3 protein-coding genes and 1 pseudogene are annotated in these 2,471 nt (G+C 44.8%); all 4 read left to right on the forward strand.

Annotated features, from left to right (window positions below; all coding sequences use genetic code 11):
• Positions 1-500 (forward strand): annotated as a pseudogene (locus tag SPADD19_RS12590) (UDP-N-acetylglucosamine 1-carboxyvinyltransferase); the annotation flags it as partial.
• Positions 490-678 (forward strand): DNA-directed RNA polymerase subunit beta, encoded by a 189-nt coding sequence (locus SPADD19_RS05090; protein ID WP_003006464.1) that lies wholly within the window; start codon positions 490-492, stop codon positions 676-678. The pseudogene SPADD19_RS12590 and the gene SPADD19_RS05090, both read left to right, overlap by 11 nt.
• Before the next feature lie 83 nt (positions 679-761).
• Positions 762-1,601, forward strand: coding sequence for a DNA/RNA non-specific endonuclease (locus SPADD19_RS05095; RefSeq protein WP_061455430.1), 840 nt, complete (start codon positions 762-764; stop codon positions 1,599-1,601).
• 81 nt (positions 1,602-1,682) lie between these two features.
• Positions 1,683-2,405, forward strand: a complete 723-nt coding sequence (locus tag SPADD19_RS05100; RefSeq protein ID WP_061455431.1) for a M57 family metalloprotease — start codon at positions 1,683-1,685, stop codon at positions 2,403-2,405.
• The last annotated feature ends 66 nt before the right edge of the window (positions 2,406-2,471 follow it).

The following is a 2,471-nucleotide window of genomic DNA, read 5'->3' on the forward strand; positions in this document are numbered from 1 at the left end:
ACAACCGTCCGCTTCTATCTAAGATGCAGGAGATGGGTGTAACGGTAACCGAAGAAGAAAATGGCATTCGGATTCAATCGGATATCAGTAAGCTCCGTCCAGTGACCGTTAAAACCCTTCCCTACCCAGGATTCCCAACCGATATGCAGGCTCAATTCACAGCCTTGATGGCCATGGCTAAAGGTGAGTCTACCATGATTGAAACGGTTTTTGAGAATCGCTTCCAGCATTTGGAAGAAATGCGTCGGATGGGCGTTCACTCAGACATTATGCGGGATACAGCTCGTATCGTTGGAGGGGAAAGCTTCCAAGGTGCAGAGGTTATGTCGACCGATTTACGAGCAAGTGCAACCTTGGTTTTGATGGGCTTGGTAGCAGAAGGAGAGACGAAAGTCAGCAAATTAAGTCACTTAGATCGTGGTTATTATCAATTCCATGAGAAATTGGTGGCACTAGGTGCAGACGTGAAACGTGTAGAGGAAGAAGACGATGAAAACTAATCTTCGCTATGTTGGAAAACAGCTAGGAATTGTCCTCCTGTTGGCTGTGATTGGAATCATCATTTTTGCAGTTGGTTTGGTCATTGGCTATGGAGTGATTGGAGATGGAAAAAATCCATGGTCCATTCTCTCTCCGGATACTTGGTCAGAGATCATTGGAAAGCTAACGGGCAAATAAGCTTTTAACTAAAATTGAGTAAAAAGGAGAGCAGCGAATCGAGTCAATGACCCATCTAGCGCTGCTCTTTTTTGGAGAGAGATATGGCAAAACAAACAGTAAGCAAACGAACCAAACAAACCCTAGCAGGTTTTGTGGTGGCAACGGCCCTAGCTATCGGGGGCTATTATTTTAATCAACCGACGGTAAAAGAAGCGACAGATCAGGTTGTTTCGGTGGTGACTAGTAGCCAACAAGAAACACCTAGTAAAGAGTTAGCTAGCTCTGTATTAACGAAATCTGCTCGTTCACAATTAGGAAATGACTTGGAATGGAATGGTGCTGGAGCCTTTGTAGTTAAGGGGAATCGAACAGATCTGGATGCCAGTGTGGCTAGTCAACCCTATGCGGATAACAAGACAAAAGAAGTGAATGGAAAGACCGTACCGACGGTTGCGAACGCTATTATGACCAAGACGACTCGCCAGTACAGAGATCGAGATGCAACAGGTAGTGGCCTAACCGATTGGAAACCAGCAGGTTGGCATCAGGTCCATAATTTGTCAGGCGAGTATGACCATGCTGTGGATCGGGGCCATCTATTGGGCTATGCCTTGATCGGTAATCTCAAAGGTTTCGATGCTTCGACGAGCAATCCCAAAAATATCGCTGTGCAAACGGCTTGGTCCAATCAAGCCAATGATCCTCATTCCACCGGTCAAAACTACTATGAGACCCTGGTTCGAAAAGCACTGGATAAGAACAAGCGGGTTCGCTATCGGGTGACCTTGATCTACAACCATCCAGAAGATCTGATTCCATTAGGATCACAGATCGAAGCCAAATCGAGTGATGGGACCCTTGAGTTCAATGTCTTTGTTCCCAATGTTCAAAGTGGGATTAGCCTGAATTATCAGACAGGCAAAGTAACCGTTCATCAATAAGCTGGAAAACGTAGTTATTTAAGTTATTTTTAAGAATGGGGTGTTACAATTGCATACCTTCTTTAAGAGAAAGGAGAATGTATGAGAACCATTTTTCGATTTTTCAGAGGAATCCTTCGCATGGCTTGGAGTCTTTTTTGGGGATTTTTCTGGACCATTGCGATCAGTTTTCTCGTCCTAGTGGGGATCATCTATTTTACAGATTCTCCTAGTTCTGGTATGGATGGATTTGGACGAGCTGCCCAAAAGGTTGTCTATCAGGTTGGCAATTTATTTGGTGATCAGGGCTTTGCATCGCGCTTTGGAATGATACCTAGCTCACAGACCACGCAGACGGACGATCATGAGCATAGTGGCGCTCGCTGGGAAAAAGCGGAAGCTACGGTCTACCTGGATCCCAATATCAGTCAAACTTTTGTAAAAGCTTATCGGGATGCTATTGAGGCTTGGAACCAAACAGGCGCCTTTACCTTCAAGCTGGTTACAAATGAAAAAGAAGCTAATGTGGTCTTGACGGAAATGGATAACGCATCGGTTTCTGCTGCAGGAGAGACTGCCTCTCAGACTAACCTCTTAACCAACCGCTTCACCCACATCACAGTGCGTCTCAATCGCCATTATCTTTTAAATTATGTCTATAACTATAGTCATGATCGGATTGTCAATACAGCTGAGCATGAGCTAGGACATGCGATAGGGCTGGACCACACTGATGGAGAATCGGTCATGCAACCGGCTGGTTCCTTCTACAGTATTCAGGATACAGATGTGGAAGCAGTTCGACAATTGTATAAGGAAGAATAAGTTTTAAAATACTTTCTAAAAGTTCTGAGCCTCAAGGGGCTCAGGATTTTTTGATGGCTCGTCTTT

Origin of the sequence: Streptococcus parasanguinis (assembly GCF_001578955.1) — a bacterium.
GTDB classification, from domain to species: domain Bacteria; phylum Bacillota; class Bacilli; order Lactobacillales; family Streptococcaceae; genus Streptococcus; species Streptococcus parasanguinis_U.

Coding starts and splice junctions, on each gene's coding strand:
- SPADD19_RS05100 (WP_061455431.1), top strand. CDS start 1,683: ATGAGAACCATTTTTCGATTTTTCAGAGGAATCCTTCGCATGGCTTGG.
- SPADD19_RS05095 (WP_061455430.1), top strand. CDS start 762: ATGGCAAAACAAACAGTAAGCAAACGAACCAAACAAACCCTAGCAGGT.
- SPADD19_RS05090 (WP_003006464.1), top strand. CDS start 490: ATGAAAACTAATCTTCGCTATGTTGGAAAACAGCTAGGAATTGTCCTC.